General features: G+C 63.8%; 20 protein-coding genes and 1 pseudogene. 8 read left to right on the top strand and 13 right to left on the bottom strand.

Annotated features, from left to right (window positions below):
* Nucleotides 1-178: 178 nt before the first annotated feature.
* Nucleotides 179-760 (top strand): YMGG-like glycine zipper-containing protein, encoded by a 582-nt coding sequence (locus C2L65_RS25540; RefSeq protein WP_042315194.1) that lies wholly within the window; start codon nt 179-181, stop codon nt 758-760.
* A 52-nt stretch (nt 761-812) separates the two neighbouring features.
* Here C2L65_RS25540 and C2L65_RS25535 read toward each other — a convergent pair whose 3' ends face one another.
* The gene (locus tag C2L65_RS25535) at nt 813-2354 is read right to left on the bottom strand and encodes an MFS transporter (protein ID WP_042315180.1); all 1542 of its coding nucleotides are present in this window, start codon (nt 2352-2354) and stop codon (nt 813-815) included.
* 111 nt (nt 2355-2465) lie between these two features.
* On the opposite strand from C2L65_RS25535, the gene C2L65_RS25530 reads away from it, so the two are divergent.
* A complete protein-coding gene (locus C2L65_RS25530) occupies nt 2466-3371 on the top strand; it encodes a LysR family transcriptional regulator (RefSeq protein ID WP_042315181.1) in 906 nt (301 codons plus the stop codon).
* Between the two features lie 55 nt (nt 3372-3426).
* On the opposite strand, the gene C2L65_RS25525 is transcribed toward C2L65_RS25530, so the two are convergent.
* From C2L65_RS25525 to C2L65_RS25520, 3 genes are all read right to left on the bottom strand, one after another.
* Nucleotides 3427-3798, bottom strand: a complete 372-nt coding sequence (locus C2L65_RS25525; RefSeq protein ID WP_042315182.1) for a PRC-barrel domain-containing protein — start codon at nt 3796-3798, stop codon at nt 3427-3429.
* 80 nt (nt 3799-3878) lie between these two features.
* Nucleotides 3879-4034, bottom strand: a complete 156-nt coding sequence (locus C2L65_RS46210; RefSeq protein ID WP_167450351.1) for a hypothetical protein — start codon at nt 4032-4034, stop codon at nt 3879-3881.
* An 86-nt stretch (nt 4035-4120) separates the two neighbouring features.
* On the bottom strand, nt 4121-4897 hold the full coding sequence (locus C2L65_RS25520) for a TetR/AcrR family transcriptional regulator (RefSeq protein WP_042315184.1): 777 nt from the start codon (nt 4895-4897) through the stop codon (nt 4121-4123).
* A gap of 299 nt (nt 4898-5196) precedes the next feature.
* On the opposite strand from C2L65_RS25520, the gene C2L65_RS25515 reads away from it, so the two are divergent.
* Genes C2L65_RS25515 through C2L65_RS25500 form a run of 4 tightly spaced genes read left to right on the top strand, consistent with a single transcriptional unit; the run spans nt 5197 to nt 10884 of the window.
* Nucleotides 5197-6378: an isovaleryl-CoA dehydrogenase gene (locus C2L65_RS25515; protein WP_042315185.1), complete on the top strand. Its 1182-nt coding sequence runs from the start codon at nt 5197-5199 to the stop codon at nt 6376-6378.
* A gap of 18 nt (nt 6379-6396) precedes the next feature.
* Nucleotides 6397-8004 (top strand): carboxyl transferase domain-containing protein, encoded by a 1608-nt coding sequence (locus C2L65_RS25510; RefSeq protein WP_042315186.1) that lies wholly within the window; start codon nt 6397-6399, stop codon nt 8002-8004.
* Between the two features lie 28 nt (nt 8005-8032).
* Nucleotides 8033-8818, top strand: a complete 786-nt coding sequence (locus tag C2L65_RS25505) for an enoyl-CoA hydratase/isomerase family protein (RefSeq protein WP_042315187.1) — start codon at nt 8033-8035, stop codon at nt 8816-8818.
* 53 nt (nt 8819-8871) lie between these two features.
* A complete protein-coding gene (locus C2L65_RS25500) occupies nt 8872-10884 on the top strand; it encodes an acetyl/propionyl/methylcrotonyl-CoA carboxylase subunit alpha (protein ID WP_042315188.1) in 2013 nt (670 codons plus the stop codon).
* Nucleotides 10885-10906: 22 nt separating this feature from the next.
* Here the strand turns inward: C2L65_RS25500 and C2L65_RS25495 are convergent, their stop codons facing one another.
* The 9 genes from C2L65_RS25495 to C2L65_RS25450 form a co-directional block, all read right to left on the bottom strand.
* A complete protein-coding gene (locus C2L65_RS25495; protein ID WP_042315190.1) occupies nt 10907-11695 on the bottom strand; it encodes a phosphate/phosphite/phosphonate ABC transporter substrate-binding protein in 789 nt (262 codons plus the stop codon).
* Nucleotides 11696-11821: 126 nt separating this feature from the next.
* A complete protein-coding gene (locus tag C2L65_RS25490) occupies nt 11822-13003 on the bottom strand; it encodes a glycosyltransferase family 9 protein (RefSeq protein WP_042315192.1) in 1182 nt (393 codons plus the stop codon).
* A 919-nt stretch (nt 13004-13922) separates the two neighbouring features.
* Nucleotides 13923-15041: a fatty acid desaturase gene (locus tag C2L65_RS25480; protein WP_042315203.1), complete on the bottom strand. Its 1119-nt coding sequence runs from the start codon at nt 15039-15041 to the stop codon at nt 13923-13925.
* A 138-nt stretch (nt 15042-15179) separates the two neighbouring features.
* Nucleotides 15180-15929, bottom strand: a complete 750-nt coding sequence (locus C2L65_RS25475) for a CDP-diacylglycerol diphosphatase (RefSeq protein ID WP_042315196.1) — start codon at nt 15927-15929, stop codon at nt 15180-15182.
* Between the two features lie 6 nt (nt 15930-15935).
* On the bottom strand, nt 15936-17390 hold the full coding sequence (iaaH, locus tag C2L65_RS25470) for an indoleacetamide hydrolase (RefSeq protein ID WP_042315198.1): 1455 nt from the start codon (nt 17388-17390) through the stop codon (nt 15936-15938).
* Between the two features lie 90 nt (nt 17391-17480).
* A complete protein-coding gene (locus tag C2L65_RS25465; protein ID WP_042315199.1) occupies nt 17481-18386 on the bottom strand; it encodes an aminomethyltransferase in 906 nt (301 codons plus the stop codon).
* A gap of 137 nt (nt 18387-18523) precedes the next feature.
* Nucleotides 18524-18742 (bottom strand): hypothetical protein, encoded by a 219-nt coding sequence (locus C2L65_RS25460; RefSeq protein ID WP_009769690.1) that lies wholly within the window; start codon nt 18740-18742, stop codon nt 18524-18526.
* Between the two features lie 395 nt (nt 18743-19137).
* The gene (locus C2L65_RS25455; protein WP_042315205.1) at nt 19138-19824 is read right to left on the bottom strand and encodes an NADPH-dependent FMN reductase; all 687 of its coding nucleotides are present in this window, start codon (nt 19822-19824) and stop codon (nt 19138-19140) included.
* 329 nt (nt 19825-20153) lie between these two features.
* Nucleotides 20154-21194, bottom strand: a complete 1041-nt coding sequence (locus C2L65_RS25450; protein WP_042315200.1) for a toll/interleukin-1 receptor domain-containing protein — start codon at nt 21192-21194, stop codon at nt 20154-20156.
* A 1356-nt stretch (nt 21195-22550) separates the two neighbouring features.
* Between C2L65_RS25450 and C2L65_RS25445 the strand changes: the two genes are divergently transcribed.
* The gene (locus C2L65_RS25445; RefSeq protein WP_042312309.1) at nt 22551-23303 is read left to right on the top strand and encodes an SDR family NAD(P)-dependent oxidoreductase; all 753 of its coding nucleotides are present in this window, start codon (nt 22551-22553) and stop codon (nt 23301-23303) included.
* Between the two features lie 99 nt (nt 23304-23402).
* Nucleotides 23403-23630: pseudogene (locus C2L65_RS25440) on the top strand (MFS transporter); the annotation flags it as partial.
* Nucleotides 23631-23637: the final 7 nt, after the last annotated feature.

The raw sequence follows: 23637 nt of genomic DNA, 5'->3' as shown, positions 1-23637 counted from the left end.
TGCACATATCGGGCTGCGATTTCAAGGTGAATTCCGCTGACCCTTTTTTACTTTTTGCGCGTTGCGCCAGGTCAAAGTGCAGAAATATCCAGTAACGCATTCGTAACTCAAGTCTAAGTCTGTTGGACTATTGTTCTTCTATTGGACATTGGCATTTTTCATTGGCAGGTCGACGAACATGAACAAGACTCAGGTCACAAGAAAGGTCGCAATGCCGACGATCCTCGTCGGGGTGTTGCTCGCAATGGGCGGTTGTGCCGTCATCCCGCCCAGCGGGCCGAGCGTGGTGGCGCTGCCGCGCAAGGGCGAGCCGCTCGAACAGTTCCAGCAGGACGACTACGCGTGCCGTGACTATGCGTACCGCAGCACGGACGCCAATGGTGCATCGCAGGCGGCCACCAACAACGCGGTGGGCAGCGCGGCTGTCGGCACGCTGGGCGGCGCGGCCGTCGGCGCGCTGATCGGCGCGGCAGCGGGCAATCCGGGTGCCGGCGCGGCAATCGGCGCGGGCAGCGGCTTGCTGGTCGGCGGCGCGACGGGCGCGAACGGCGCGTCTTACTCGGCATATGGCCTGCAGGCGCGCTACGACGCGGCTTACGCGCAGTGCATGACGTCGAAGGGCAACACCATCTCGCAACCGCAGGCGCCCGTCTATGCGACGCCGCCTGCGTATTATGCGCCGGGGCCTGTCTATTACGCGCCGCGTCCTTATTACTATGCCCCGCCGGGCGCCGTTTACGCACCGTATCCTTATTACTGATCTGCACGTCTGGAAAGCGTGAGCGCGTCATCCGCGCTCACGCTTTTTTGTATCAATCCGTGCGTTGCGCCGATGTCGCCGCGCGCGCCTCTTGCAGCTTCGAACGGGTCGGGTTCGTCATCGCGCCGAACGTCATGAAGCTCGCCGCCGCGAGCAGCCACGCGCCCACGCCTCCATACAGCATCACCCAGCCGAAGCCGTGTACGAGCGCATCGTGCGCGATCTTGCCGTCGAGCGCGACGACATGGCCCGCTGCAATCGCAGCGCTTGTCGCGTGAATCTGCGCGGCGTCCTGCGCGCCTGGCCACGCGTGCGACAAAGACGCACCGACGCCCGCCACCAGCACGAACCCCATCAACGCGATGTTGATGGCAAGCGAGATCATCCGCGCGCTCATGTCGATGCCCGAGGCCATGCCGGCGCGTGCCGTCGACACGGCGCCCGTCGTCGTGTTCGTCACGGTCGTGTTGGTGAGGCCGAGTCCGACGCCAGCGATCACGCAGCCGGGCAGCATCGTCATCCAGCTGGCGTGCTCCGCGCCGCTGCCGATACGCATCAGCATGAAGCCGAGCCCGATCGTGAAGAGCCCGCCGGGAATCACGAAGCCCGGCTGATAACGATGCGCGAGACGTTCCGCGACGGGCGGCACGACCAGCGTAGGCAGCGTATAGGCGAGTAGCGCGAGTCCCGCGTGCAGATCGTCATAGCCCAGTGCGTTATGAAAGTACACGGGCAGATAGATCATGAAAGGCCAGAAGCTGAAATTCATCGCAGCCGATCCGATCAGCGCGCCCGAAAACTTGCGGATGCGAAACACGGAGAAGTCGAACATCGGATGCGCGCTCATGTTCTCGGCGACGAAGAACGCGATCAGGCAGAGCGCGCTCGCTGCGACGATGCCAAGCGCGGGCAGGCTCGCGAAGCCGAAGTCCGCCCCCTGCGTGATGTAGAAGGCGACGCCGAACACGGCGAGCGACAAGGTCACGACGCCCGCGATATCGAGCTTCTGCGCATGCGGATCGCGCGATTCGCTCACGCCGCTGATGGCGAGCGCGATGGTCGCGAGTGCCAGCGGCGCGTGTACGAGAAACACCCACTGCCAGCCGGTCAGCGCGACCGTCGCGCTGCCGATGATCGGCCCGAACCCCAGCCCGATGCCGAAGATGATGCCCCACGCGGCGAACGCCTTGACGCGCTCGTGTCCCTGCTGGAACTGATGCGACAGCACGGCGACCTGGCAGATCAGCATCGCGCCGCCGCTCGCGCCTTGCAGGAAGCGGCCCGCGATCAGCACGGCCATGTTCGTCGCCAGCCCGCACAGCAGCGACGTAACGCCGAACAGCGCAATGCTGACGATGAACACGCGCTTGCGGCCGAAGCGGTCCGCGAGCGTGCCCGTCGCCATCAGGACCGTCGTGCAGGCAATCGTGTACGCGTTCATGACCCACTGCATGTCCTTGAAATCGCCGTGCAGCAGATGTTCGAGCGCCGGCAGGATCGCGGGGACGCTGGAAATCTCGAGACCGAACATCAACGACGAAAGGCAGGCGGCGAGCAGCGCAAGGGTGTTCTTGCGCGGACGAAATGGTTGCATGAGATGAATACCGTTGCGATAGATGAGCGGTAATATATCGGGAATATCTGTCCCGATTGACGAGGTGAATTCCCATGAATGCGGCCTATAAGGAACCAATCGGACGGCGCGATGACTGACCGGCTCGATGGCGTGGCGACCTTCGTGCAGGTCGTCGAAGCGGGCAGTTTTGCGTTGGCAGCCGAACGTCTGAACCTGACGCGCTCGGCCGTCGGCAAGGTGATTGCGCGTCTGGAGACGCGGCTCGGCGTACGCCTGATTCATCGCACGACGCGCAGCCAGAGCCTCACGGAAGACGGCCAGGCGTACTACGAACGTTGCGTGCGCGCGCTCGCCGAACTCGAAGCGGCCGAGGCTGAACTCGAAGGCGGCCGGCGCGCGCCGCGCGGCCGGCTTCGCGTGAGCCTGCCGCTCGCATTCGGCCAGTTGTGCGTCGCGCCCGTGCTGATGAATCTGACGCGCCGGCATCCGAAGCTGCAGATCGACATGTCGTTCAGCGACCGCATGGTCGATCTCGTTGAGGAAGGTTTCGACCTCGCCGTGCGGATCGGCGAGTTGCGCGACAGCACGAGTCTCGCCGCGCGGCGGCTGGGCGCGCAGTACACCTGCGTCGGCGCGGCGCCGTCGTATCTTGCGCGGCACGGCATGCCCGCGTCGCTCGACGAGATGCATGGGCTCGAAGGCATCGTGTATGCGCGGGGCGGCGCGCTCGCGCAGTGGGATTTCCTGGACGACGAAGGCCAGCCAATGCGCGTGAACATCAACCCGCATCTGAGCATGGACGACGTGCAGGCGATTGCCGCCGCAGCGATTGCTGGCTTTGGGCTTGCGCGCCTGCCGTCATGGCTGCTCGCGCGCTACGTGAAGTCGGGCGAACTCGCGCTGGTCAAGGGGTGTTGCAGTTTGCCGCCGCTGGAGATCAACGTCGTGTGGCCGCAGACGCGCTACATGGCGTCGAAGGTGCGTTGCGCGATCGACGCGCTCGTCGAGGAGATTCCCGCGCTGATCCAGGAATGACTATGAAACCGGCCGCTTCGCATGTCCGATGCCAAGCGGCCGAAGGTTTCCATGCTCAGTCCGGCGCGTACTTGAACTCGGGCAACGCTTCGAGCGACGACTTGGTCGCCTCCGGCATCGTCACCTGTTTGGCGGTGATCTGCAGATCGCCGAACGGCACGGCGACATAGTGCTTGCCCATGCCGAGAAAGCCGCCCACCGACAGAATCGCGAACGCGGTGTGATCGGTCGGCGAAAGGATCAGGTCGTCGATGGTGCCGATCTTGTCCTTGTCGCGGTTATAAACGCTCGTTCCCGCGAGCTTCGAGGCGCGAAAGCCGCTGCCCGTCTGCATGACTTCCGTGCGGCGTTCGGTGACCGATTGCGGCGCGCCTTGCGCGAGTGCCGTTGTCGAGATGAGCGCGGCCAGCAAGCTCGCGACACCCATCTGGCATGTTCTGTTGAATACGTGTTGCACGATGATCCTCCCTCCCTGGCATTCGATGTTGTCGACGAACGGCGCCTGTCCTACGGCTTGTCGTCCTCGTAATCGGGGTTGACGTCGGGATCGAGCGGCGACGCGTCCGGGTCCTGCGACGGACCGACATCGGGCAGATCGGTCTGCACGACGTCGGACTGGTCGGGGCGGATCGGATTTTCGCCTTCGTTGGGCGTGGTTGACATGGCCGGGCCTCCTTGGGGTGCGTTGCTGGCATCAACATCGCCAGCAAGTTGCGCACCCGGCCGGGCGCTCGGTGCGACCCAGAGGCTTAGGCGTCTTCGCCTGTGTTGATGCGTTCGGGCGCGGCCTGCTTCGCTTTCTGCTGATGTGCGGCTTCCGCTTCGGCCAGGCGGCGCGCCGCTTCGCCCACTTCCTGGCGGAACTGCGCGAGCGCGCTGAGCGACGCGTCGGGCGGCTGCAAGGCGGACCACAGCACGTCGATCAGGCGGTCCGCCGTGGCGTCGATATCGGTGCGGCGATTGCCGAGCGTCGCGTCCCACAGCACGTGTTCCATCGGGCCGAAGACGAGCGAGCGCAGCAGGCGCAGCGGCACGTCCGAGCGGATCTGGCCCGTCTGCTGGCCGTGCGACAGCACGCGCATCAGCGGCGCGGTGTAGCGGCGCTGCAAGCCCGTCAGTTCTTCGCTGAGTTCGTGCTGACGCGTGCGGCCTTCCGACAGCACGAGCGCGCACAACCCCGTGCCGTTGACCAGCATCAGCCGCAAATGCGTGCGCACGATGAACGCGAACTGCTGGCGGATGCTGCCGTCGCGCGGCAGGCCGGATTCGATGGCTTCGATGATCTCGTCGTACCAGTCGCCGATCACGCGCGCGCACAGCTCGCGCTTGCCGCGAAAGTAGCTGAACACCGTGGCCTCGGAAATGCCTAGCCGCTGCGCGATCTCCGCCGTCGTCGCACGTTCGTAGCCCTTTTCGGAGAAGACGTCGCGGCCCGCCTGAAGAATCTCCTTCACGCGTTGCTGCGACTTGCGGCCCGCCGGCTGGCGGCGCGATCCCGACACCTCGGCCCTTGCTACGCCCATCATATGAGTCCAGTTCAGATTTCGGAGCGGAAGGGCTCCGTTGCGGCCGATACTACCACGCTGGCAGCCCATTCAGCGTGTACTTCACGGTTTTTGAGTGACACTCAAAAATACCGATTGACGCTTACGTAAATCTGGAGTGAAATGCGCTCTGTACTGCCGCGTAGCCGCACATGTCGTATGACTCACGATGGAAGCTAGGTGCGCGGCGAACCAGCCGGCTGAGTCCGGCTCAGAAAAATTGCCTGATGCGAGGCGGCGCTGCACCTTGAGCCGCCCGCCACGAACTCCTGGAGACACACATGAGCAACTTGCCCGGTTTGCAGTTCCCGCTTGGTGAAGAGATCGAGATGCTGCGCGACAGCCTCGCGTCGTTTGCGGCGAAGGAGATCGCGCCGCGTGCGGGGGAGATCGACCGCACCGACCAGTTCCCGATGGACCTGTGGAAGAAGTTCGGCGATCTGGGCGTGCTCGGCATGACGGTCTCCGAGGAATACGGCGGCGCGAACATGGGCTACACCGCGCACATGGTCGCGATGGAGGAAATCTCGCGCGCGTCGGCATCGGTCGGGCTCTCGTATGGCGCGCACTCGAATCTGTGCGTGAACCAGATTCACCGCAACGGCACCGAGGCGCAAAAAGAAAAGTACCTGCCGAAGCTGGTGTCGGGCGACCATGTCGGCGCGCTGGCGATGAGCGAGCCGAATGCCGGCTCGGACGTGGTCAGCATGAAGCTGCGCGCCGAGAAGAAGGGCGACCGCTATGTGCTGAACGGCACGAAGATGTGGATCACGAACGGCCCGGACTGCGACACGCTCGTCGTCTACGCGAAGACGGATATCGAAGCCGGTGCGCGCGGCATCACGGCGTTCATCGTCGAGAAGGGCATGAAGGGCTTTTCCGTCGCGCAGAAGCTCGACAAGCTCGGCATGCGCGGCTCGCACACGGGCGAGCTGGTGTTCGAGAACGTCGAAGTGCCGGAAGAGAACATTCTTGGCGAGCTGAACGGCGGCGTGAAGGTGCTGATGAGCGGCCTCGACTACGAGCGCGCCGTGCTCGCGGGTGGCCCGACGGGCATCATGATGGCGGTGATGGACGCCGTCGTGCCGTATATCCACGACCGCAAGCAGTTCGGCCAGTCGATCGGCGAATTCCAGCTGATCCAGGGCAAGGTCGCCGATCTGTACACCACGTTGCAGGCGTGCCGCGCGTATCTGTACGCGGTGGGCCGTCAGCTCGATACGATCGGTACGGCGCATGTGCGCCAGGTGCGCAAGGACTGCGCGGGCGTGATTCTCTACACCGCGGAAAAGGCCACATGGATGGCGGGCGAGGCGATTCAGATTCTCGGCGGCAATGGGTATATCAATGAGTATCCCGTCGGGCGTCTGTGGCGCGACGCGAAGCTCTATGAAATCGGGGCGGGCACGAGCGAAATCCGCCGCATGCTGATCGGCCGCGAGCTGTTTGCGGAAACGATGTAATTCTCTTCGAGATATCACATGCCGATCATCGAATCTAAGCTGAACCCGCGCTCCGACGATTTCCGCACCAACACGGCCGCGCTCGAAGCGCTCGTCGAAGACCTGAAGGCGAAGATCAGCAAGCTCGCGCTGGGCGGCGGTCCCGCCGCGCGCGACAAGCACGTGTCGCGCGGCAAGCTGCTGCCGCGCGATCGCATCGCCCAACTGCTCGACCCCGGCACGCCGTTTCTCGAACTGTCGCAACTCGCGGCATTCGGCATGTATCACGACGACGCGCCGGGCGCGGGCGTGATTACGGGCATCGGGCGCATTGCGGGTCAGGAGTGCGTGATCGTCTGCAACGACGCGACGGTGAAGGGCGGCACCTACTACCCGGTGACCGTGAAGAAGCACGTGCGCGCGCAGGAAATCGCCGAAGAAAACCACTTGCCTTGCGTGTATCTCGTCGATTCGGGCGGCGCGAACCTGCCGAACCAGGACGAGGTGTTCCCCGATCGCGATCACTTCGGCCGCATCTTCTACAACCAGGCGAACCTGTCGGCGCAAGGCATTCCGCAGATCGCCGTCGTGATGGGTTCATGCACGGCGGGCGGCGCCTATGTGCCCGCGATGAGCGACGAGTCGATCATCGTCAAGAATCAAGGCACGATTTTTCTGGGCGGCCCGCCTCTGGTTAAAGCGGCGACGGGCGAAGAGGTCAGCGCGGAAGATCTGGGCGGCGGCGACGTGCATACGCGTCTGTCGGGTGTCGTCGATCATCTCGCGCAAAACGATGCGCACGCGCTGGCGATTGCGCGCAGCATCGTCGGCAATCTGAACCGGCGCAAGGACGTGCCCGTCACGATGCAGGAACCGAAGCCGCCGCGCTACGACGTGAAGAGCATCTACGGCGTGATTCCCGTCGATACGCGCAAGCCCTTCGATATCCGCGAAGTGATCGCGCGTATCGTCGACGATTCCGCGTTCGATGAATTCAAGGCGCGCTACGGCACGACGCTCGTGTGCGGCTTCGCGCACATCTGGGGTCATCCCGTCGGCATCGTCGCGAACAACGGCATTCTGTTTTCCGAGTCGGCGTTGAAGGGCGCGCACTTCATCGAACTGTGCGCGCAGCGCAAGATACCCCTCGTTTTCCTGCAGAACATCACGGGCTTCATGGTGGGCCGCAAGTACGAGAACGAAGGCATCGCGCGCAACGGCGCGAAGATGGTGACGGCCGTCGCCACTGCGAAGGTGCCGAAGTTCACGGTGATCATCGGCGGCTCGTTCGGTGCGGGCAATTACGGCATGTGTGGCCGCGCGTATTCGCCGCGCTTCCTGTGGATGTGGCCGAACGCGCGCATCTCGGTGATGGGCGGCGAGCAGGCGGCTTCCGTGCTCGCCACCGTCAAGCGCGACGGTATCGAAGGCAAGGGCGGCACGTGGACGGCCGAGCAGGAAGAAGCGTTCAAGCAGCCGATCCGCGAGCAGTACGAGCATCAAGGTCATCCGTATTACGCGAGCGCCCGCTTGTGGGATGACGGCGTGATCGATCCTGCGCAGACGCGCGACGTATTGGGCCTCGGTTTGTCAGCGGCGATGAACGCGCCGATCGAAGACACGCGCTTCGGCGTGTTCCGCATGTAACGGCGGCGCAGCGAAAGGAGCTTCGACCATGCAATACGAGAACCTGACCGTTGCGTTTGACCAGCAGGTCACCACCGTCACGCTCAATCGACCGGACGTACGCAACGCGTTCAACGAAGCGATGATCGCGGAACTCACGTCGGCGTTTCGCGCGCTGAATGAGCGCGATGACGTGCGCGCCGTCGTGCTCGCGGCGAGCGGCAAGGCGTTCTGCGCGGGCGCGGACCTGAACTGGATGAAGAAGATGGCCGGTTACTCGGACGACGAGAACCGCGCCGACGCAATGCGTCTTGCCGACATGCTCGCGTCGATCTATCGCTGCAACAAGCCGGTGATCGCACGTGTGAACGGCGACGCTTACGCGGGCGGCATGGGCCTGATCTCGGCGTGCGATATCGTCGTCGCCGTGGATAGCGCGAAGTTCTGCCTGTCCGAAGCGCGCCTCGGCCTGATTCCCGCGACGATCGCGCCGTACGTGATCCGTGCGCTCGGCGAGCAGGCATCGCGCCGTTACTTCATGACGGCTGAAGCATTCGATTGCGCGACGGCCCATCGCCTGGGCTTCGTCGCCGAAAGCGTGAGCGCTGACAAGCTAGACGAAACCGTGCAGCAACTCGCGGCTACGCTATGCGCTAACGGTCCGCAAGCAGTGAAGGCGTGCAAGCAGCTCGTACACGACATCGCGGGCCGCGAAATCAGCGCGGCGTTGATTGAAGATACTGCCGCGCGCATCGCGAAGACGCGCGCGGGCGCGGAAGGGCGCGAAGGCGTCGCGTCGTTTCTAGAGAAGCGCTCGCCTTCTTGGCGGGTTTAACCGCGCGCTTTGAACGTCGCCACGGCACAGAACAACACCCATCGAGACACCTCATGTTCAACAAGATCCTGATTGCGAACCGGGGCGAAATTGCCTGCCGCGTCGCCGCGACCTGCAAGCGGCTCGGCATCACGAGCGTCGCGGTCTATTCCGACGCCGACGCGAACGCAAAGCATGTCGCCGCGTGCGACGAAGCCGTGCATATCGGCGGCTCGACGGCGGCGGAAAGCTATCTGCGCGTCGAACGCATCATCGAGGCGGCCATCGCGACGGGCGCGCAGGCCGTGCATCCCGGCTACGGCTTTTTGTCGGAGAACGAAGACTTCGCGCACGCTTGCGAGAAGGCGGGCATCGCGTTCATCGGGCCGCCTGTCGAGGCGATTGCCGCGATGGGTTCGAAGGCCGCTGCGAAGGCGCTGATGCATTCGGCCGCCGTGCCGCTCGTGCCGGGTTATCACGGCGACGATCAGAACGCCGATCTGCTGCATCGCCAGGCCGATGAGATCGGCTATCCCGTGCTGCTGAAGGCGAGCGCGGGCGGCGGCGGCAAGGGCATGCGTGTGGTGACGCGCACTGAGGAATTCGACGCCGCGCTGGCGTCGTGCAAGCGCGAGGCCGCGAGCAGCTTCGGCAACGATCGCGTACTGATTGAAAAGTATCTGACGCGTCCGCGTCACGTCGAAGTGCAGGTGTTCGCCGACAAGCACGGCGGTGCCGTCTATCTGTTCGACCGCGACTGCTCGGTGCAGCGCCGTCATCAGAAAGTACTCGAAGAAGCGCCTGCGCCTGGCTTGCAGCCGCATGTGAGGCGCGCGATGGGCGAGGCCGCTGTGGCGGCGGCGCGCGCGGTGAACTACGTCGGCGCGGGCACGGTCGAGTTCATCATGACGGAAGGCGGCGAGTTCTACTTCATGGAGATGAACACGCGTCTGCAGGTCGAGCACCCTGTGACAGAGATGGTGACGGGGCTCGATCTCGTCGAATGGCAGTTGCGTGTCGCGGCGGGCGAGCCGCTGCCGCTCGCGCAAGATCAACTGAGAGTCGAAGGCCATGCGATCGAGGCGCGCATCTACGCCGAGCATCCGGCGCGCGGCTTCCTGCCGTCGACGGGTACGTTGAAGCATCTGCGCATGCCGGAAGGCGTGGAGTTTTCGCTTGGCGCGGGCGGCGAGCGCGCGCCCGTGCGTATCGACAGCGGCGTGCGCGAGGGCGATACGATCACGCCGTTCTACGATCCGATGATCGCTAAGCTGATCGTGCATGGCGCAAGCCGTGAAGAAGCGCTGAAGCGTATGAGCCAGGCGCTGCGCGGCTGCGAGGTGGTCGGCCCGCATACGAACGTCGAATTCTTGCAGCGTATCGTCGCGAGCGTGCCGTTTTCGACGGGCGATCTCGATACGGGGTTGATCGAGCGTCATCACGATGCGTTGTTCGCGCCTGTGAAGAAGCCGTACCTCGAAGCGCTGGCGCTTGCATGCGGCGCGCTATTGACGCGAGAAGGCGGTGTCGCGCACGGCGCGTCGCCGTGGGATGCGCTATCGCACTGGCGCCTGAACGGCGGTTATACGCAGACGCTCAACTGGCGCGACGCCGAGAAAGAGGCTGCGTTTGCGGTGGTTTTCTCGCGCGACGGCGATACGCGGACCCTCACGCACGATGGCCACACCGAGCCGTTCAAGTGGTGGACGGGCGCCGGCCAGCATGAATATGGCGCGACGATCGGCGATGCGCATGTGACGGGCCGTGTGTTTATCGACGGCGATACGTTCCATGTGTTCTGCCGCGGCGACGCGCTGGCCTTCGAATGGCAGAACCTGCTCGCGCATGCAGCCGATGCCGAGCATGGCGAAGGGCGTCTCACGGCGCCGATGCCGGGCAAGGTGATCGCGGTGCTGGTCGAACAGGGTGCAGTGGTGGAGAAGGGGCAGCCGCTCATCGTGATGGAAGCGATGAAGATGGAGCACACGATCGGCTCGCCCACGGCGGGCAAGGTGGCGGAGGTGCTGTACGCAGTCGGCGATCAGGTCACCGATGGTGCGCAGCTGTTGGTGCTGGACGTCGAATAAGGCGCTGGTTTTAGAAAAAGCGTCATGCGAGGCGCGCGTAGTTCGCTACGCGCGCCTCGTTTTCCATTTGACGGATGCTTTCGTATGCTTCGGGCGGCAAGCGCGAAAAGCCTTTGAGCTTGAGTCGTTGCGCGCGCTCGGGTTGCGATGTGACGGCTTCGTCGAGCGCGTCGCGCAGTGCGTCGGCCTGTTCAGGCGCGACATGCGTCGACGCGATCAACGGCAGTCCCGGCGATGAGCGCGTGTAGCCGATTTCGCGAAAGCTGCCCGTCAGTTCGGGATACGCGTCGCGCGCGAAGGCCATCGTGACGCAGTCGATCGCGGCAAGGTCCGCGCGATCTTCGGCAATCGCGCGCAGCGAGCCGATATGCGATCCCGTCTCCAGCGTTGCGCCGAAGAACCTGCCGTTCTTCGCATGCGGCGCAACTGTGTGGCGCAATGCGTTATAGCCGCTGTTCGAATCGGTGGAGTTGAAGGCGGCGCGCGCGCCGCGAAAGGCTTCGATCGAGTCGAACGGGGCGTCGTCACGCGTGACGAGCACGCTCGAATAGTTCGCGCCCTCGCAGCCGGGCGCATCGAAGCGCGGCGTCGCGATCAATTGCACATGCTCGTGCAACCCGAGCACGTACGGATAACCGCAGGTCTGCGACAGCAGCAAGTCGGGGCGTCGCCAGAACGCGTGCAGATCGTCCGGTTCGACGATCACGGCGCGAGGATCGACATGGCGCAGCACGTCCGCGAGCAGCGCATGCCAGTCGGCAGCGAGCGCGGGCGAGACGTTGTACATCGGCAGGGCAGCGATCTGGTTCATGCAGACGATTCTAAACGCGGATCGGTCTGCGGGCTGCGTGGGTCGTCACGCGATCACCTTGTTGAGCCCATCGTGACGGCGTGGACGACGCTGAGCGGCATCGTCGACGAAACAGCGCTCGCGCCGTCAGGCCGCGGCGTCGAGGCTCGTGCGCGGCGCGTCCACCGTGGCGACGGACTGCAACACCGCTTGCACGACGCGCCCGACCTCCGGCCAATCCTTCAGCCGCTGACCGTCGACGGACTTCTCGGGCGTGACGCTCAGATAGGGTGGCGGATAACCCCATATCGCGTCGTGTACATCGGGTTTCGTGATGCTGCCGCCGAGGACGGCGACCGTTGGACGGCGGAACGCAGCCGCCACGTGCATCAGCATCGTCGAGTTCGTCAGCACGACGTCCGCCTGCTCGACGATCGCGAACATGAGGCGCATCGGGGCCTCGCCCGCGACGGAGCGAACGGACACGCCCGGACCGGCTGCGGCGATGGCCTCGGCCGCGCGGGCCTGATCCGCCGCGCTGCCGACGATCACGACTTCGCACGCGTGGCCTTGCTGTTCCAGCGCCTGGGCGATTTGCGCGAGTGCCGCGCCGACTTCGCGCGCGGGCCATGCCTTGGTGGGCACGCCGGCACCGACGCCGGCGACGATGCGCACGGTGGGCCGACCTGCTGGCGGGCTTGTCATCCAGAGTTGCGTGGCGCGTGCGCGTTCGTCGGTGGTCAGAAATAGTTGCGGCCGCACTTCGGGCAACGCTGTTGCGCCGAGCAATTCGCCTTGCGCGAGCGCGGCGCGTCCGGCCTGGCGTCGCGCGTAGACGACGTGCGCCTGACAGCCGCTCCAGCCGCCGCGATAGCCGCGCACGCCGATGCGGTAGCGCGCGCCGAGCCGCATCATCAGCAGCGCGCCCATGTAGCTGCCTAGCACGTCGATCGCGACGTCGAAGCCGCCACGGGCGCGCAGCGCGGCGATCTGCGGGGACTTCCACAGGAAGCGCAAGACGTTCTTGTGCGACCGGTCCGCGACGATCTTGTTGTTCCAGGGCGCGTCGAGTTCGACGATTTCGTCGATATACGGATTGTTCTCCAGGATGGGGCGGCCCCAACTGCCGATACCGGCGATCAGGCGCGTCGACGGAAACTGCTTGCGCAGCGATTCGAAGAGCGGGGTGGTGGTGAGCAGTTCGCCGAAATCGTTGGGCCGGAGCACGAGAATTTCGCGTGGAGTGTCGCGACGCGGGTCGAAACGTGGCGGATGGACGCGGGCCATCAGCCAGACGGGCGATTCGATTAGAAGGTTCTTCCAGTCCATGGATCGCATTCTCCTCGCGTGCAAGGCTGCCCGATATGCGGTTGATTGTGACGGGTTGTGGGCGTATGGAAACGCCGAGGTTCCGGTTTATTCGGTCAATTCAATGTGGTGGTTTTTTTGCCATTGCGCTGGCATTCGCGATTTGGCCTTCGTGGCGCGGTTGGTTTGGTTTGCCTGGGTTTGTGCTGGCATCCGCGTTTTGTAAGCGTGCTTCACGCGTCGCCCCTGTGCGGGGCGGCACCTACTTTTCTTTGCCGCCGCAAAGAAAAGTAGGCAAAAGAAAGCGGCTCACACCGCCAGTTCTTGTGTTTGCCTGAGGGCCCCCACAGGGTCTTACGCTTCACACGGCAGCCTTTCTGTTTGCGTGCGTTGCCAACGCTTTGAATGTGCGTCTCACCCGCTTCAAACACCCATACATGGACTCACGGCAGCGAACGGTATGTGCCGCCCAGGTGGCAAACTGTGTGTAGGTTGTCGCGTCGTACAGGGTAGCGCTCTTACAGGGTGGGACGCATGCGCTATCGGTCCGAAGTGATGCGTATGGAGCACAAGGGGCCTACACACAGTTTGCCACCTGGGCGGCCGTGGACTGTCTGGCAAGGCGTGCTGCAACGCGGACATATGAAGCGGGTGAGGCGCAGCGCAAGAGCGTTGGCAACGAGTATGGGTCACGTGATTGCCGTGTGAAGCGTAAGACCGGTTGGGGGCCCTCAGGCAAGAAGAAATGTTGGCGGTGTTAGCCGCTTTCTTTTGCCTACTTTTCTTTGCGGCGGCAAAGAAAAGTAGGTGCCGCCCCGCACAGGGGCGACGCGTGAAGCAAGCTAACGCATCGCGGATGCCAGCGAAAACCCCATAAAACCAAACCAACCGCGCCACGAAGGCAAAACTCGGATGCCAGCGAAAACAAAGCCAAACAAAATCACGATCTCGACTCATATCGACCGTGCCTCGGGGCATCACGTTCGCCATTAGCGGATCCGCGAGCCTCACGCCTGGCAACCGGCGTCGTACTGGTCACCCGCAACGGCGCTTGCAACCCACCTGAAAACGTGTCAAACGCAGCCGCAGCAGCCGGCCGACCAAACCGCGCACCGCGAGACAAATCCCCATGCACAGGCCGCAAGGCCACAGCAAACGCATACTGCCTGGCCCATTCGCCATAGCCCTTAACCAGAAACCCGCCAGACCGTTGGACATACTGCACACGAGACGCGACATAAACCTTGCGTAAAGCAAACCACGGCACATGCGGCAAGTCGTGATGCACGAGGTGATAGTTATTGTTCAGAAACAGCAAACGCCAGAACCAGGCAGCCTCATTGATCACTGACCGATGCTCATGCAAATCCGCATTGCGATGCTCCTGAAACGAACGCACAGAACTCAACGCCAGCGCCGGATACCCCACCCCTGCAACGAACATCCAAGGCGCAATCCCACACTGACGATCAAGCCAAACAACCAACCCGGCAAGCGCCACAAAATGCGCGACCCACGCAGGCACATCAGCCCAATCACCCCGCGCAACCTTCCGCAATGCCTGCGTCGAAGTCGCCGCAATCGAAAACGCCGGCCCGAGCAGCAGCCGCCCCACAAAAGTATTCCGCGCAATCAGCAGCACACGCGTCAGCACGCCCGCCTGCCGCCAAGCCTCACGACTAACGAAATAACTTTCAGGATCAACTTCGGGATGCGTCAGATGCGGATCATCGTGATGCTGCAAATGCAGATCCCGATACACGCGATACGGAAACCACACGGCGAGCGGCGCAAACCCGATCAGCCCATTGACGAACGGCGAGCGCGTCGGATGCCCGTGCAGCAGCTCATGCTGAAGCGACATGTACCACGCGCTAAACACGGCGAGCAGCGGAATCGCAATGCTCAGACCAAAGCCACGCGCGTGACTCGCGATGAAAAACCATCCGCCGTAGATCGCGCCGATCAGAAGCCACGTCGGCCATTCGGTGCGCCATGTGAAGCTGTTGCGACGCTGCGTGAGCGTGTGGCGTTGTGCGTCGTCGAGATAGAAAGACATCGGCGGATCGGTCGTATTGCAGTTCACCGATCCTAAAGGCGCGTCCGCCGCCGCCGAACCAATTTGTTCGGCAAAGCTTGTGAGTAAAGCGGATTTGGCGCCTGTTACGCGTGCGAATTGAACAAATGCTCAGCGCTTTTACTGATGCATGCCGATTCTGCACGCGTGATCGAGCATGCCTTCCGCTGTGCCGCTGCCGTCGTCGAGTTCGAGGCCGCTGTTGACGACGAGCCAACCGTCGCTGTCTTTCGGTCCGGCGCCTGTCACGAGGATGGTCTGCTGCGCCATCACGTCGCTGCCTTGCCGGTCGCGCGCGACGATGCGGAACGGGTCGTTTTCCCCCGTCAGCGACAGCACGCGCATCACGCGGTACGCGCTGCCGTCGAGCTTCGTCCAGTGCCACTGGCCCGGCTCGATGGTGCGAAAGCGCGCGAGGTCCTTGATGATGTCGTCCTGCATGCAGTCCATATGAATATGCAGCTGGTTCTGCGTGCGGCGGAACTGCGAGTTGATCTCGAGGCCGAGTTGATCGGGCGGGAACGTCAGGCCGATGCGCGAGCCGACGTACTGCCGCGCGGCCCACGCGTCGGCCCAGTAGTCCGGCGCATCGGCGGCGAGCACGCTCGGGCTTTCGATGCCCGTCACGCGGTCCGTCGGAATCAGCAAATATTGCGTGTTGCCGTTGATGTCCTTGAGGATCGCGTAGTGTCCGGGCAGATTGACGGCCGTGCAGAAACCCGCGCCGCCCGACGCGCGCGCGGCGGGGACGCACTGATGGTCGACGATGTTCCAGAGTGCGTTGGGATCAGCGGCGGCGATGAGGGCACAGCCGGACGTCCACAGCGCGACGGCAAGCGCCGCGAGGTGCCTGATGCGTGGTCGGGTCATGAGGTGTCAGATAGTCGGAGCGGGGACCGTGCCGAGCAGCGCTTCGAACGCGATGCCGATGGCGAGCAGCCGGCGGTCGCTGCCAAGCGGTCCATCCAGTTCGATGCCCACGGGCAAGCCGTCCTGCGTCAGGCCCGCGGGCAGCGAGAGGCCCGGAATGCCGGCGTTGCTGGCGGGATCGGTATTGCGCAGATAGGCGGTCATCTCGTCGATGGCAGGCGCGCCGTCGATCGACACGACGGACGAGCCGTTCACTTCGTCGATCGGCACGGCGACGAGGCGCGTGGTCGGAAAGAGCAGCGCGTCGAGGCGCTCGGCCGCGAACGTGTCCGCATAGTGCCGCTGCAATTGCGGACGCCACGTATTCATCGCGTCCGGATAGTGCTGGGCCAGCGCGCCTGCCAGCACGACGTCGTAGATGTTGCGCACATCAGGGCTGGCGATGTGCGCTGCCAGCTCGCCTACCGTCTGGACGGGCGCATCGTTCGCGACGAGGTAGTCGCGAACGTCGTCGAGCGCCTCGTGGATCGCGATCGGGCCGCCCGTCTGCTCGTTCAGCTGCAGCAGGTCGGGCATCGCGACGGGCACGAACGTGATGCCCGCCGCTTCGAGTCTCTGCAGCGCGGCGCGCGCCACATCTTCCGTCGCTCGCTCAAGCTCGGCCCACAGCGGCTCGGGCAAGCCGATGCGCAGCGCCGGCAGTGGCACGTCGGGCAGCGCGGTGTCGCCCGTAATCACACCGTCGAGCAGCGCGACGTCCGCGACCGTGCGCGCCATCGGGCCGACGGTATCGCGCGTGTGGCTGATCGGCACGACGGCCTGCGGGTCGTGATAGCGGCGCTCGGCGCCGCCGTTGCCCACGGAAGGCCGAAAGCCCGCAATCCCCGTGAGTGCGGCGGGAATGCGCGTCGAGCCGCCCGTGTCGCTGCCGAGTCCGGCGGGCGAGACGCGCGCGGCGATGGCGACGGCCGTGCCGCCCGACGAGCCGCCCGCGATCAGCGACGGGTCGTACGGATTGCGCACGACGCCCGCATGCGGGGCCAGATTCGCACTCGTGATGCCGAACGCCAGTTCGTGCATGTTGGTCTTGCCGAGCACGATCGCGCCCGCGTCGATCAGCTTGCGCACGGAGGGCGCGTCGGTTTTCGGCTTGAAGCCGTCGAGCGCGGGCGTGCCCGCCGAGGTCAGCAGACCCGCGGTGTTGATGTTGTCCTTGATGACGACGGGCAGGCCCGCGAGCGGGAGCCGGGCTTTTTCGTCGGGCGGGAGCGCGTCGATGCGTTTCGCGGCGGTAAGCGCGCCTTCCATGTCGATCGCGGTGAACGCGTTGAGCGTGTCGAGCGCGGCGGCGCGCGCGAGCAGGGTCGCGACATAGTCGAGCGCGTCGAGCCGCCCGGACTGGATGGCGGCGACGGCCTGCGTTGCCGTCAGCGCGAGTTGCTCATCGACGGTCCATTGCATGTGGTCTGTCTCCCTCGATTGGTACGTGTCGTGAATGCGCCCGCGTGCGCAGGCGCGGGGCACGTTCATGCGCTTGCTTGTCTGCGCGGGTTACTTGCGTATGAAGCGCAGCGCGAGGCGCGCGAGCGCGGGAACGAGCGTCGGACGGACGAGCCGTTTGTCGTAGCCGGCCATCCGTTGGTCGTTTTCCACGAGACAGAGTTCGATCAGCTGACGCGTCGAGAGTGCCTGGCCGATCGTCGAGCTGTTGGCGGGCAGGAAGTTCGAGTCGTGCGCGACGCCGTTCGAGTCGATGCCCTTCGCAATCGCGACGCGGTCCCAGATCAGCTTGATCCAGATCGCGCCGACGCGCAGCGAGTGCCACGGACGCCGCCACCAAGGCATCGTGCGGCGATACCACGCGACCCAGTTGACGAAAAAGAGAATGTGGCGCGCTTCTTCCTGAATGACGGGTTCGAAGGTTTCGACCAGTTCTTCCGGGAAATAGCCCGACAGTTGCGCGGAGCGGAACAGCCCGAACGAAAAGAAACTGTCGATGCACTCGCTGTAGCCGGTGAACATCCATGCCCATTCGGCGTCGCGCGGTGCGGGATACGCTGGCTCGGGCGCGAGCTCGATGCCATAGGCGGCAACCAGACGCGACAAAACGTGCTTGTGACGCGCTTCTTCAGCCGCGTCCATTTCGATTGCTTCGCGTATCAGCGGGTCCTGCACCTGGGCGGCGTACGTGGCGACGCGAATCGACGCGCGGCCTTCCGTTTGCACGGCGATGTCCCAGATCGGCAGGGAGGTGATGCGCTTCAGCGCATCGGGCTGCAATTGCGGCCAGTCGATAACGGCCGGCTTGTAAGGGTTATGCGTTTCGAGAAGCATCCGGCAGAACATCTGTCTGTGCTCGTCGGAGCCGACACGCATGCGTGCGTGGCCATCGAAGGTCCAGTTGCGCAACGCATGATCGTGAGCGGCTTCTGCATCTGTTATCAGGGTGTCTGACATGTCAGGCGGAAACGTGATCAGTTATTCCGGCTATTCTGTCATAACCCGTTAATTTGTGGCGTCGAGCGGGCATGCGCCGTGCTGCCGCACGCCTTTAGGCGCTGCATTGCGTCAAAAATTGCAATGGACCTGCGTGTTTACTGATGGCTGTCGATCCACAGCCGGCCCCATCGGAACGCATACGCAAGCGCGTGCTCTTCGTCGAAGAAATAGTCGAGCGCGTCGAACGAATAGGCGTGTCCGCCGCTGGCGGCCGTGGCTTTCTCGATGGTGAGGTTCGCAGCGAAGAGCCCGTTGGGCAGGCGCTGTGCAGCGGGGGCCACTTCGTAGCCCTTGTAGCGGATATGTCTGTTCATCTGTTTCATGTTCGATCGCCTCCCCGCGACGGATTGCGCGCAGCACGGCGATCAGTTAATCGAAGCGGGCAGGGACTAGCGTAGGCTGGGCCGTGGAGCGCGTGAACCAATCATTCGTCGCAAGCAAATCACGGGCGGCCAGGGAACGGTCTGCGGGGATCTGGATGAGGCGTTATCGCGTGCGTTGTCGCGATGATGCGGCGGCGAGGGCAGCCGGGTCTGTTGTTTGGACCACGATCGCGTTGCGGCGCATGTTGGCCAGCGCACGCAGCGAGGCGCTGCGGCTGCACAGTGTGATGGCGCGGCGTGAGCAGTGAAGAGGCGTTAGCGCGTATTCGCAATGACACGCGCCGCTTCGAGGCGGCACGTGGCATTGCGCAAGCGGAAGCGGCGAATCAGGTCGCCAGTGCGAGAACGCGCTTGTGTCGCGTTTCGTCGGCGTCAGTCGCCGAAGTTGCGGACGCCGCGGATGCGCCGTCCGCGTGATGTGAGGCGTGATGCGAGCGGAACGCGAGCGCGAACTGCGAGGCCTGCTGGCCGACTATCGACAGCTGTTCGACCACCTTCGGATCGGAGCAGGTGTCGGCGGATTCGAAACGTGTTTCGAGCGTGTTGATGCCTGCGCCGAACGGCGTCGGCCAGCCGCGCAACGCATGCACGATGGAGCGCAGCGACGTCAGCACCGAGCCCGCCGCCTGCCACCCATATGCGGTGACGATGCAGCCGACCGCGCGGCCGTCGAGGTATGGGCGCTCGTCGGCACGCAGTTCTTCGAGCGTGTCGAGCGCATTTTTCACGAGGCCCGACACGCCGCCGTGATAGCCGGGTGTCGCGATGATGAGGGCGTCGGCGTGACGGACGGCCTCGATCAATTCGATCTGTTCGGCGGTGCGTTGGGTGCTTTCGGGCGCATAGTGCGGCAGGCTGTGCAGGAACGTGCCGCCAAACAGACGCGTGCGTGCGCCCGCCTGTTCCGCGCCGCGCAGCGCGAAGCCGAGCGCGCGTTCAGTAGACGATGCAGCGCGCGTGGTGCCGCCGATGCCGATCACGAGCGGGCGGCGGTTCTGGTCGAAACGGGTCAACTTCAAGCTCCTTGCTGCAGTGGCGGCCGGCCGGGTGCATGTTCGACACGTTTGGCGTGTCCCATGCGAACGGGCCTCTGGACCTGAACCGCCATGTTAGTGACCGATCGTACCAGCAGGAAACGACTTTTTGTTCTAACGATATAACGGCGGAAGGGTTATCGGCTGCGCGCGGCGGCGTGGATTGCTTGTGCAAAAGGCTTCGTTGGAAGGGGGACGGGCGGGCGTTAAGATGAAACCGTCTCCTCCATGAGAACTCCTTGACATGGGATTGGCCCCGGATTCGCAAGAATCCGGGGCTTTTTTTGCGCTTGAGGAAACGCGACGCGCTACTGCGGCAACGGCACGATTCGCCGAGCGCCGAGCATATTGTCGTCGGCGGTCATCTGCCGCGATTCCGGCGTCACGCACACGGTGTCGCCGTCGAACGCCGCGCGCCACACGAAGCCGGGCTTGCAGGTGTCCGGTCCATACGCGCCGCCGTTCGGCGTGCGGTTGTCGGAGGCGGCCCGGTTTTCGGCGAGGATGCGCAGTTGCGTATCGGGCGTCACGCACACCTTGTCGCGAGGTTGCGCCTGGCGCCAGACGAATGGCCTGACGCACGCGCCGCGATCGTGCGCGGCCCGCTGCAAAGCCTTCTTCGACACCATCTGATCGCCTTTGCCCGCCTGATTGCCGGGCGTCGCCGTGGTCGTCGTCGCCGTTGGAACGGGCTCCGATGCGACAACGGTCGTGTCCGCTTTTGCCTCGTGTCCGGCCCCCGACATCTTCGATACGACCGCGCCCATCAGCGCGACCGCCGCGACCGCGCCGCCAATCGTCCACATGCGTGTGTGACTTTTGCCAGCGTTTGCGTTCGGGGTGGGTTTCGCGTGCGGCGTGTCGGTGGGCGCGCTATCGCCCGGTTCGTCGGCTGCGTGCGTGCGCAACGTCTTGATCAGCAGTTCCATGTCGCTGTCCCAGCGCGCGTGCGTCAGCTCGAAGGCATTGCGGTAGGCGAGGTCCTTGATATCGGCGGGCAGGTCGGCTTCCTGCGGCATCGTCGCGCCTTGCACCAGCACGGGTATTACCGTCACGTCGCGCTTGAGCGCCGACGACGTTTCGAGCCGTACGAAGTCGCTCGGATTGTCGAGGCGCCGTTTGCCTTCCCGGTCTGTCACGGTGAGCCAGGTTTTGCCGATCAGCGCCAGCAGCACCGCGCACTTGTCGATGTTCGTCTCGATTGCGCGCCGGAAGTCGGCGCCGGGCTCGATCGTCGCGACGTCCATGAAGACCGTGTGTTCGCCGAACACTTCGCGCAACGATTCGAACAGGCGACCTGCCTGGCCTTCCGTATCCTCGCGCCGGTAACTGATGAAAATGGGCCGCATCGAACGATTCCTCCCTCATCGGGTTGAACGGCGAGCTGATCCTGCAATTGAAATGCTCTTTTATTAAAGCAGAGCGCGGTGTGTCCGGTTAGCGTTGCATGGTGGGCGATTGATGGTGGAATGTGCGGATGGCAACTGACTGTGTCGGCTGAGGGCAGTGTCTGTTTTGGTGGTTTTGCCTTTGCGGTGGCATTCGGAGGGCCGTGTTTGCTGCGCCAGCGGTTTGGTTTGCCTGGGTTTTCGCTGGCATCCGGAGGGCGGTGTTTGCTGTGCCAGCGGTTTGGTTTGCCTAGGTTTTCGCTGGCATCCGCGATGCGTTAGCTTGCTTCACGCGTCGCCCCTGTGCGGGGCGGCACCTACTTTTCTTTGCCGCCGCAAAGAAAAGTAGGCAAAAGAAAGCGGCTAACACCGCCAGCACTTGCGTTTGCCTGAGGGCCCCCAAAGGTTCTTACGCTTCACACGGCAACCACGTGACCCACGTTCGTTGCCAGCGCTCTTGCGGTGCGCCTCACCCGCTTCACGCACCCGCGCTTCACCACTCCGTGCCAGGGAGTCCGCCGCCGCCCAGGTGGCAAACTGTGTGTAGGCCGTAGTGCTCCACGCGCCTCACTCCGGACCGATAACGCATGCGTTCCACCCTGTAAGAGCGCCAGGCTATACGCCGCGACAACCTACACACAGTTTGCCACCTGTGCGGCACAAACCCTTCGCTGCCGCTAGCACGTATGCGGGTATTTGGAGTGGGTGAGGCGTTCATTCGAAGCGTTGGCAACGAGCACCGACCAGGGCACTGTCGTGTGAAGCGTGGGGACGTTGGGGGCCCGTGGATAAGAACACGGGCTGGCGGTGTTAGCCGCTTTCTTTTGCCTACTTTTCTTTGCGGCGGCAAAGAAAAGTAGGTGCCGCCCCGCACAGGGGCGACGCGTGAAGCTAGATAACAAATCGCGGATGCCAGCGAAAACCCAGGCAAACCAAACCGCTGGCACAGCAAACACCGCCCTCCGGATGCCAGCGCAAAACCCAAAACACCGCCCGGCAACGCCTGAATCGCGAAGGCAAACCGCGGATACCAGCGCAAAGGCAAAAAGAAACAAACCAACCGCGCCGCGTAGGCGCCAACGCGGAATGCCGGAAAAAAACCCAAAACCCCGACCAACAACCGATGCGCCGCACGGCCCCTCCCCGATTCACTTTTGTTATCACCCCATCCAACACTCGAATTGTTCCCGTATCACCCCCGATTTATATTCCGTACACCGAGGGTCCGTGACCGAACACCAACCCAAACCCAAACCCAAAAACAATAAATGCGCGAGCAACATCCCGCGCATCAGGAGCAAAACAAGGAGCGCAGCGATGAATCAGATCGATCTGAAGGGCCGTGTCGTCGCCATTACGGGCGGCGCGCGGGGAATCGGCTACGCGGTAGCGCAGCGCGCGCTACGCTCGGGCGCGGCCGTGGCGCTCTGGGATGTCGACACCGAGCGGCTCGAACGCAGCGCGAAAGAGCTAAGCGAACTCGGCAAGGTCGCAGCCGTCACCGTCGATCAAACCAAAGAGGCCGAGATCGACGCCGCCGTCAGCAAGACGCTCGCCGCCCACGGCGCGATCGACGTGCTGATCAACTGCGCCGGCATCACGGGCGGCAACGGCACGACGTGGGAACTCGAACCGGACATGTGGCGCCGCGTGATCGACGTCAACCTGATCGGCCCGTATCTCGCATGCCGCGCGGTCGTGCCGCAGATGCTGAAGCAGGGTTACGGGCGCATCGTCAATATTGCTTCCGTGGCGGGCAAGGAAGGCAATCCGAACGCATCGCATTACAGCGCATCGAAAGCAGGGCTGATCGGCCTGACCAAATCACTAGGCAAGGAACTCGCGACGAAGAACATCCTCGTCAACGCCGTCACGCCCGCAGCCGCGAAAACCGAAATCTTCGATTCGATGAAGCAGGAGCACATCGACTACATGCTGTCGAAGATTCCAATGAACCGCTTCCTGCTGCCGGACGAGGCAGCGTCGCTGATCCTGTGGCTCGCGTCGGAAGACTGCGCATTCAGCACGGGCGCCGTGTTCGATCTGTCGGGCGGCCGCGCGACGTACTAGACCCGTCGCACCCAAACGATAGCAATCAAGAGCGAAAGCGACGAACGAAGGCGGCACACGCATGCCGCTTGCGCCTTCGCACGAAGGCGACACGGAGACATGATGAACGGGACCTCGTCCGAAACCCGCGACACCCTCGACGGCATCGTCAGCCAGGTCATGCGGCGGCTGTTGCCGTTCCTGCTACTGATGTACGTGCTCGCGTTCCTCGACCGCGCGAATATCGGCTTTGCACAAAAGGCCTTGCAGCACGACACGGGCATTTCGAACGCCGCGTTCGCGTTCGGCGCGGGTGTGTTCTTCGTCGGCTATGCGCTGTTCGAAGTGACGTAAG

This window comes from Paraburkholderia terrae, from assembly GCF_002902925.1.
Lineage (GTDB): Bacteria > Pseudomonadota > Gammaproteobacteria > Burkholderiales > Burkholderiaceae > Paraburkholderia > Paraburkholderia terrae.
This window is presented reverse-complemented; position numbering and strand designations above follow the sequence as displayed.

Excerpts from the sequence above, each read along its gene's own strand:
- C2L65_RS25460 (WP_009769690.1), bottom strand. The coding sequence starts at position 18,742 with ATGAACAGACATATCCGCTACAAGGGCTACGAAGTGGCCCCCGCTGCA.
- C2L65_RS25500 (WP_042315188.1), top strand. The coding sequence starts at position 8,872 with ATGTTCAACAAGATCCTGATTGCGAACCGGGGCGAAATTGCCTGCCGC.
- C2L65_RS25465 (WP_042315199.1), bottom strand. The coding sequence starts at position 18,386 with ATGTCAGACACCCTGATAACAGATGCAGAAGCCGCTCACGATCATGCG.
- C2L65_RS25495 (WP_042315190.1), bottom strand. The coding sequence starts at position 11,695 with ATGAACCAGATCGCTGCCCTGCCGATGTACAACGTCTCGCCCGCGCTC.
- C2L65_RS25445 (WP_042312309.1), top strand. The coding sequence starts at position 22,551 with ATGAATCAGATCGATCTGAAGGGCCGTGTCGTCGCCATTACGGGCGGC.
- C2L65_RS25525 (WP_042315182.1), bottom strand. The coding sequence starts at position 3,798 with ATGGGTGTCGCGAGCTTGCTGGCCGCGCTCATCTCGACAACGGCACTC.
- C2L65_RS25505 (WP_042315187.1), top strand. The coding sequence starts at position 8,033 with ATGCAATACGAGAACCTGACCGTTGCGTTTGACCAGCAGGTCACCACC.
- C2L65_RS25535 (WP_042315180.1), bottom strand. The coding sequence starts at position 2,354 with ATGCAACCATTTCGTCCGCGCAAGAACACCCTTGCGCTGCTCGCCGCC.
- C2L65_RS25510 (WP_042315186.1), top strand. The coding sequence starts at position 6,397 with ATGCCGATCATCGAATCTAAGCTGAACCCGCGCTCCGACGATTTCCGC.
- C2L65_RS46210 (WP_167450351.1), bottom strand. The coding sequence starts at position 4,034 with ATGTCAACCACGCCCAACGAAGGCGAAAATCCGATCCGCCCCGACCAG.
- C2L65_RS25520 (WP_042315184.1), bottom strand. The coding sequence starts at position 4,897 with ATGATGGGCGTAGCAAGGGCCGAGGTGTCGGGATCGCGCCGCCAGCCG.
- C2L65_RS25450 (WP_042315200.1), bottom strand. The coding sequence starts at position 21,194 with ATGCGGCCCATTTTCATCAGTTACCGGCGCGAGGATACGGAAGGCCAG.
- C2L65_RS25480 (WP_042315203.1), bottom strand. The coding sequence starts at position 15,041 with ATGTCTTTCTATCTCGACGACGCACAACGCCACACGCTCACGCAGCGT.
- C2L65_RS25530 (WP_042315181.1), top strand. The coding sequence starts at position 2,466 with ATGACTGACCGGCTCGATGGCGTGGCGACCTTCGTGCAGGTCGTCGAA.
- C2L65_RS25515 (WP_042315185.1), top strand. The coding sequence starts at position 5,197 with ATGAGCAACTTGCCCGGTTTGCAGTTCCCGCTTGGTGAAGAGATCGAG.
- C2L65_RS25475 (WP_042315196.1), bottom strand. The coding sequence starts at position 15,929 with ATGACCCGACCACGCATCAGGCACCTCGCGGCGCTTGCCGTCGCGCTG.
- iaaH (WP_042315198.1), bottom strand. The coding sequence starts at position 17,390 with ATGCAATGGACCGTCGATGAGCAACTCGCGCTGACGGCAACGCAGGCC.
- C2L65_RS25490 (WP_042315192.1), bottom strand. The coding sequence starts at position 13,003 with ATGGACTGGAAGAACCTTCTAATCGAATCGCCCGTCTGGCTGATGGCC.
- C2L65_RS25540 (WP_042315194.1), top strand. The coding sequence starts at position 179 with ATGAACAAGACTCAGGTCACAAGAAAGGTCGCAATGCCGACGATCCTC.